The organism is Virgibacillus sp. GM2-2 (assembly GCF_055329585.1).
Window position 1 is genome coordinate 1 of the sequence record NZ_JBUZWC010000178.1, and the last position, 232, is coordinate 232.

The following is a 232-nucleotide window of genomic DNA, read 5'->3' on the forward strand; positions in this document are numbered from 1 at the left end:
GCGGATGGCCGATGTGTTGGTCCAGTCGGGCGATTTTGCCAGTGCCTGGCGGAATGCCTCGGCTGCGCCCTTCGGGTCGCCCAGCGCCTGGCGCTGCGCGGCGATGCGTTGCCACGCCAGGTAGTTCAGCTCGGGCGCCAGGGGGAGATGGGCCCGGTACGCAGCCTCGGCATCCTTCCACGCGCCCAGCGCGGCAAGCGACTCGCCCAGCAGAAACTGGGCCGGCGCGCGG

1 protein-coding gene is annotated in these 232 nt (G+C 72.0%); it reads right to left on the reverse strand.

The window, feature by feature from the left end; genetic code table 11:
- The coding region (locus ACY9Z2_RS19450) for a hypothetical protein (RefSeq protein WP_463611317.1) at positions 1-232 on the reverse strand (232 nt) is incomplete at both ends.